The organism is Streptomyces sp. NPDC002602, assembly GCF_042889445.1.
Classification (GTDB): Bacteria; Actinomycetota; Actinomycetes; order Streptomycetales; family Streptomycetaceae; genus Streptomyces.
Genome location: NZ_JBIAQX010000030.1, coordinates 47,264 through 53,317, shown reverse-complemented (window position 1 = coordinate 53,317; position 6,054 = coordinate 47,264). Strand labels below are relative to the sequence as shown.

The following is a 6,054-nucleotide window of genomic DNA, read 5'->3' as shown; positions in this document are numbered from 1 at the left end:
GCACCCGGGAGCTCACCATCCGGCAGAAGCAGCTCGACTCGGCGGCCAAAGAGCGAGCCGGACGCCGCGGCGCCCCGTCCACGCCTCCCCCGGCCCTAAGCACTCGGTTCCCGGTCTCCGGTTCGACTTCGAACCACCGGCGACCCGCGGCGTGGTCGGGCAACCGTCCAGCTGCACTTGGTCGTCCTTCGGAGCATGGCCCAGCCGACTCCCGCACCCCTGCCAACTCCACCCGGCTGGCCGCACTGCGGTTACGGCGGCACCCCACAGAACCCGGTCGGATGCCCTGGCATTCGCGTGCCCGGCCACACCGAATGTCTCGCCCACGTAATCGACGCCGACCGTAACGCCTAACTGACCAGCCAGCGCCCTGCGCCCGCTGCGCGACCCGGACGCGCCGGATCTGGACGAGGACGACGACGGGGGCGAGCCGGACTAGTGGTTCTGCTCGATTGTTCGACGGGAAATAGATCGGCTGCGGGCGCGTCACCCCCTGAGGGACGTTCGACGTCGATCAGTAGGGTTCGTCCTATGGACTTCCCTCGTATCGATGCCGGCCAGCTCGACCAGTGGTGTTCGCACCACCTCGGATCGAGGATTGTGGCCGAGCGCTTCCGGAGCGGTCGGCTTTCGGTCGTGATCGGTGCCGTGCTCGCCGATGGCCGAGAGGTCGTCATCAAGGTTCGGAAGCCGGCTGCCCGTCTCGAAGGCTGCTTCGCCGTACAGAGTCTGCTGAACGCTTCTGGGTATCCGGCTCCTGCGCCGATCCTCGCACCCACTCCGCTCGGGGGGTGGACTGCCAGCGTCGAAGCACTGGTCGAGGGAGGGGATGAACTCCCGTCTTCGGGGCGGGCTCCGTGGCCGTTCGCGTCGGCTCTCGAAGCGCTCGTGCGCACCGCCCGTCCGTTGGCCGCCGATGTTGACCTCCAACCGAAGCCGTCGTGGAACCGCTGGGACCATGACGAGCCCGGGGCGTGGGCGACCGCCGAGGACGTCGAGCAGCCCTTTCACTTGGTAGCGGGTCCGGACTGGCTCGAACGGGCCGGCCGGGCTGCGCGCGAACGGATCGCTTGTTGGCAGGCACCGAAGGTCATTGGCCACGGCGACTGGTTCCGGGAAAACTTCCGCTGGCGCGGTGAAGAGCTCCACGTCGCGTACGACTGGGACAGCGCAATCGTGGAGACAGAGGCGGTGATCGTGGGTATCGCCGCAGCCTATGTGGCCCCGTCCGTCGAGGAGTCGGCGGCGTTCCTCGCGGCGTACCAGGAGGTGGCCGACCGGCGGTTCGAACGGGATGAGCTTGAAACAAGCTGGGCAACCAGCCTTTGGCTGCGGGGGTGGAAGTCCAAGCGGCAGGTGGTGACCGGCGAGCCGATACGGTCGCTGTCCGAGAACGAGGCGATCCGGCTGTCCGTGCTCGCCGGGCTCTGAGCGCCACGCCTAATGACTTGTTACGCAGCCGCGGATGGGTGATTCGCGAGCGAAGTTGCCCTTTGGCTCGGCTCGTGAGTTGTGCCGGCGGATGTAGGCGTTGATGGCGGTGTTCTGCTCGTCGCGGCTGCGGTGGTCGGTGCCGTTCAGGGCGAAGTGGCGAAGCGCCGCGAACTCGGACTCGATCCAGTTCAGCCATGAGCCGTAGGTGGGAAGGAAGACCAACTCGACCTTGTTCGCCGCCGCCCAGGCCCGAACGTTCGGGTGTTTGTGCGGGGAGGATTTGTCCAGCACGACATGGAGCCTGCCGCTGAACAGGTGGACCCCGTCGTTGCGGACGCCCCAGATGTCGGGAATCTTGTCGCCGGAGGAATCCTCCGAACCCAGGAGCATGGGCCAGTCCGCGCGACCCCCGGCCTTGGTACTGGTGGGCTCGCGTATTCAACTGTCGCGGGTTCCCTTGGGAGCCCAGTCCGCTGGTGACCGGCTGTGGTCGCCTGCTGCGTATCGGCTCCAGGTCCCGCCGCTCTCTCTGAGGAGGCGGCTGGTGGTCTTGTCGTGGTAGCCGAGGGCGTCCGCGACGACGGGGGCGGGAAGTTCGAGGAGTTGTTGTCGGATGGCGGCGCCGCGGGCGGCTGCGACCGGGATGCCGATCTCGCCCAGGAGTGAGGACATGTGGTCGGGACGGGCAGGCCGTCCGGCCCGGCGGCCGGGGAAGAGCCAGCGGGATGCCTGGTTGGTGGCGGTGTTCATGTTGTCTCGGTCCGCGATGTGTGCCAGCAGCAGGGCCGCGACCGGCGCGGGGACGGGGGACGCGGGCTCCCCGAGTCGCAGAAGAGTGGTCTCTCCGTCGTGGAGCACGTCGTCGATCGTCAGTTGGACGATCCGGGTCAGGGGTTGCGCGTAGAGGAGGACGATGACGCCGGCGACGCGAAGGCGCATCGGGGTGTCTGTGTCGGTCAGCAGCTGGCCGAGTGCGGCCAGCCGCTGGTCCTCGCTCAGCGCGGGTCGTCTGGAGATCTTCATGGTGGGGATGGACAGGGAGCGTGGACAACGGCCGCTCTGTCTGGCCCAGTTGAGGAAGGCCCTCAGGCAGGTGCGGCCGTGTTCGGTGTTCTCGGCGAACCAGGCGTCGATGTCGAGCTGGCCGCAGGATGAGAGGGATCTGTCCCGGGTGCTGAGCCACCGAAGGAAGGTCGTCGCGTGCTTGATCTGCTCGGCTGCGAAGCGGCGGACGCTCGGCGTGATGTGACTCCGATCGGCCCGCTCTCGTAAGTGGGGAAGGACGTGCCAGGTCGCGAAGAGCTTGATCGTCTTGACGTGCTCGGGATCGGCGATGTCGGCCAGGTGGCCGGGCAGCCATCGCTGGAAGGAGCAGATGTACTTGTCGACGGCGGGCAGGACTCCGCTGGCCATCAGGAGTTCTTCCAGATGAGCCGCTGCCCGCCAGGGCTGCAGTTCGTGGAAGGCGTCGTGGATCAGGGGGATCTCGCCGAGGCCGAGCCGCCGCAGCATCTGGGAGGCGTTTCCCGGCTGGCTGCGGCGCATCTCCAGCCAGGCCAGGCCGCTTCTGGGCTTGTCCATCGACACCAGCAGGTCGAGCAGGGGCGTCAGCGCGGGGCGGACGCGGCCCGTTCCGTCGTCCAGGAGGGCGGTCAGCCGGTCGGTGAGGGTGCAGCGTTCGCAGAGCCGGCCGCCGAGGAGTTTGCCCTCGAAGCCGCAGCGCGAGCAGTCGAAGGTCTGGGAGAAGCCGGCGCAGGTCGTGCAGATCGCGGAGCCGTTGACGGGGTGAAGTCCGGGGAGGGCCCGGTCCTGGCCGCATCCGGGGCAGGTGCCTCGTGTTCGCACCGCGCGGTCCGAGCAGGTCCGGCAGACGTATCCGTCCGGCCAGGTGCCGGCCTTGTGTCTGCGCTGGCCGCAGCGGCAGCACTCGGCCATGTACCAGCGTTCGTACTGCTCGTCGGTGGCGTAGGGGTGGCTCATGCGTCGGGCAGGATGCGGGCCGCGCGGGGCCGGAGCGTCGCGACGTTCGCGGGCGGGGTGGGCAGGTCCCCGGTGGCGGTCTTGCGGACACCGGCGTTCTCAGCGGTGGTGGTCACCAGGTCGGCCGGGGTGCAGGACAGGATGTCGCAGAGCGCGGACAGGACCTGCAGTGACAGCCGCTCGGGTGTCCCGGAGACCAGGCGGTGGACCTGGGAGGCGGACAGGTCGATAGCGCGTTCGCGCAGCAGCGGCACCAGCTCGGTCGCGGTGAAGATGCGGCGCTGGGCCATCAGTTCACGTAGCCGCCAGGTGTAGCCGACCTTGCGCTTCATGCCTGCTTCCCGTTCTGGGCCTGGAGGGCAGCGGCGACGGTGGCGTCCAGGTGGCGGCGCAGGGTGCGGGTGCGGAAGTCCGAGGAGACGCAGGTGTAGATGGACGTGGTGCTGGCGTGCTCGTGGCCGACCTGTTCCTGGACGAAGCGGGGGTCCCAGCCGTCCTCGATGAGGTGGGTGACGTAGGACCTTCGGAAGGAGTGGTAGTCGAGCCCGTCGTCCAGGCCCAGGGCCTTGCGGTAGGCGATGAAGCGGGAGTTGATGCGCTGGCAGCCGATCCGCAGTCCGCGTTCGGAGGGCCAGGCTGCCGGGTTGCCGTCGGTGCCGAGCAGCGGGCGGACCTCGGTGAACCACTCGTCCAGGACGTCGGGGGTCCAGCCGAACACGGTCAGCACGCCGCGGCGTTTGGGCGGTGAGCCCTTCTTGGCCTTGCCGAACCGGACCTGGCAGCGGCCGAACTCGCCGTACTCGGCGCCGTGCGGGTTGCGGCCGAAGTCGGCGGCGTCGAGCATCCGCGTCTCGTTGCGCCGCAGCCCGTAGGCGTAGGCGGTCTTGAACAGGGTGGCGTCGCGGAACGCCGGCAGCCAGCCCTTGCGGCCGAAGGCCCGGATCCGGGCGACCTCGTCGTCGCAGTGCTCGAAGAACGCGTGCAGCTCGGCTTTGGTGAACGCCCGCTTCTTCGCGTCGGCCTCGTTGTCCTGGACGTGCACCGCGGTGTTCCACTCGTGAACGACCTGGACCGGGTGGGTGCCGAACCGCTCCTCGCACGTGGCCGCCCAGTCGTAGAGCGGGTCGGTGACGAAGTGGCAGAACGCCCGGACCGCCTCCGAGTAGGAGCGGATCGTGGAACGGCGCAGATCCCGCAGCGATCGCAGGTCGCCGAGCCACTCGTCGACCATCGCCGGCGTCCAGAGCCACGGGTAGGTGTTCACGTACGCGGCGAAGGCCTTGACCGTGTTCTCCCTGCCCTCCACCGTCGTCCGGGCCAGATTCCGCGCGAGCTGCTGGTTGGCGAACCCGGTCAGCATCGCGGTGAAGATCTGTTCCTCCGGCCGCAGCAGCGCGACTCCGTCCACCAGGTGCCGCCGTGCCTCACCTGGGATCGACCCGTTGAACCCCACCGGTCCACCACCCTCCGTCACTCGCATCACACGCGAGAAAACCGCATCTGATGCGAGTCGGCGGACAAACCCCAGGTCAGTCAGCCGGACGAGTGACACCAGCTGGCGTCGCCCTCACGTCCGTCGCTACCGTCGCCACCAGCAGGCCGGGCCAAATTCCGTGGTCAGCATGCTGGTTGGCACCGCAGCCCAGGACGATTCGCGAATCGTCGCGAGTTCGCATCAGATGCAATTGGCGGCGCTTGGTACAGCGGTACAGCGGTTAACGCCAAGCCGGTGATCATGGGATCGGTGCAGGTCGTGGGCGGGACTACCGCAGCTCGGCGTTCGGGTGGGGCTGGGCCTGGAGCCGTTCGCGGAGGTCGATCTCTTCGGGGGTGAGCGAGTCCTCGGGCCGGCGGATGCGTACGGGCTTGGGCCGCAGCGGCAGGCCGTCGTCAGCCGCGGCTTCCTCGGCTTCCGCGAGCGCCCGGTACAGCGAGGCGACCGACGAAGACTTGCCCGCGTTCTTCCCGACCTTGATGGTCAACTTCTTTGCGATCTCGGGGACGGGGACGCCCTTGTCCTTGAGCGCGACGGCGAAGGTGAGCATGTCGTCGTCGATGACCTTCGGGCGTCCGCCGTGGTTGCCCTTGGACGCGGCGATGACCTGGCCTTCGAGGGTCTTCTCCCGGATGTAGTTGCGCTCGATCTGCCCGGCCACGGCGAGGACGGCGAAGAACATGGCGCCCATACTGCCCTTGGGGAGGACCGGACCGGCCAGTAGCGGCTGTACTACGAACTGGTGGGCGCGGTCGAACTGGACGCCGACGGCCCATTGTTCGAAGCACTGCCAGTGCCCGGCGTACCCGCGGGCGGTAGCAGCGGGGATGCCCTTGGCCATCGCGGCGCGGGCGGCGGCGGACAACTCCCGGCGGGGCTCGGCCACGACGGTCGTCTCGGCAACCTTGGTCGGGACGAGGGTGCCGCTGAGTCTGGCCGCGGTACGCCGGGAGATCGACCGGCTGATCCGGGCGACCCGGGAATGGGCGGCGGCCGCCGACGAGTACACCCGTGACCTTGCTCAGGAACTCGCGGCCGCCCTCATCCTGGATGCCACTCTGGCTCGGTTGTCCGTCGGCGACCCGGACGCCGAGCGCATCTTCCTTCCGGGCCGACGATGACGCCGGCGACAGGTCAGCAGCGGG

At 68.7% G+C, this 6,054-nt stretch carries 7 protein-coding genes; 2 read left to right on the top strand and 5 right to left on the bottom strand.

Annotated features, from left to right (window positions below):
• Positions 1-531: 531 nt before the first annotated feature.
• A complete protein-coding gene (locus ACFYW3_RS38015) occupies positions 532-1,431 on the top strand; it encodes a phosphotransferase (protein ID WP_389388886.1) in 900 nt (299 codons plus the stop codon).
• A gap of 9 nt (positions 1,432-1,440) precedes the next feature.
• Here ACFYW3_RS38015 and ACFYW3_RS38010 read toward each other — a convergent pair whose 3' ends face one another.
• From ACFYW3_RS38010 to ACFYW3_RS37990, 5 genes are all read right to left on the bottom strand, one after another.
• On the bottom strand, positions 1,441-1,824 hold the full coding sequence (locus ACFYW3_RS38010) for a transposase (protein WP_389388885.1): 384 nt from the start codon (positions 1,822-1,824) through the stop codon (positions 1,441-1,443).
• 48 nt (positions 1,825-1,872) lie between these two features.
• The gene (locus tag ACFYW3_RS38005; RefSeq protein WP_389388884.1) at positions 1,873-3,414 is read right to left on the bottom strand and encodes a hypothetical protein; all 1,542 of its coding nucleotides are present in this window, start codon (positions 3,412-3,414) and stop codon (positions 1,873-1,875) included.
• On the bottom strand, positions 3,411-3,746 hold the full coding sequence (locus tag ACFYW3_RS38000) for a helix-turn-helix domain-containing protein (protein ID WP_389388883.1): 336 nt from the start codon (positions 3,744-3,746) through the stop codon (positions 3,411-3,413). Before ACFYW3_RS38000 ends, ACFYW3_RS38005 begins: the two co-directional genes overlap by 4 nt.
• Positions 3,743-4,867 (bottom strand): tyrosine-type recombinase/integrase, encoded by a 1,125-nt coding sequence (locus ACFYW3_RS37995; protein ID WP_389388882.1) that lies wholly within the window; start codon positions 4,865-4,867, stop codon positions 3,743-3,745. Before ACFYW3_RS37995 ends, ACFYW3_RS38000 begins: the two co-directional genes overlap by 4 nt.
• A gap of 310 nt (positions 4,868-5,177) precedes the next feature.
• A complete protein-coding gene (locus tag ACFYW3_RS37990) occupies positions 5,178-5,795 on the bottom strand; it encodes a hypothetical protein (RefSeq protein WP_389388881.1) in 618 nt (205 codons plus the stop codon).
• Between the two features lie 34 nt (positions 5,796-5,829).
• Here ACFYW3_RS37990 and ACFYW3_RS37985 point away from each other — a divergent pair, with 34 nt between their 5' ends.
• Positions 5,830-6,030 carry a hypothetical protein gene (locus ACFYW3_RS37985; RefSeq protein ID WP_389388880.1) on the top strand — a complete coding sequence of 67 codons (201 nt, stop codon included), beginning with the start codon at positions 5,830-5,832 and terminating at the stop codon, positions 6,028-6,030.
• Positions 6,031-6,054: the final 24 nt, after the last annotated feature.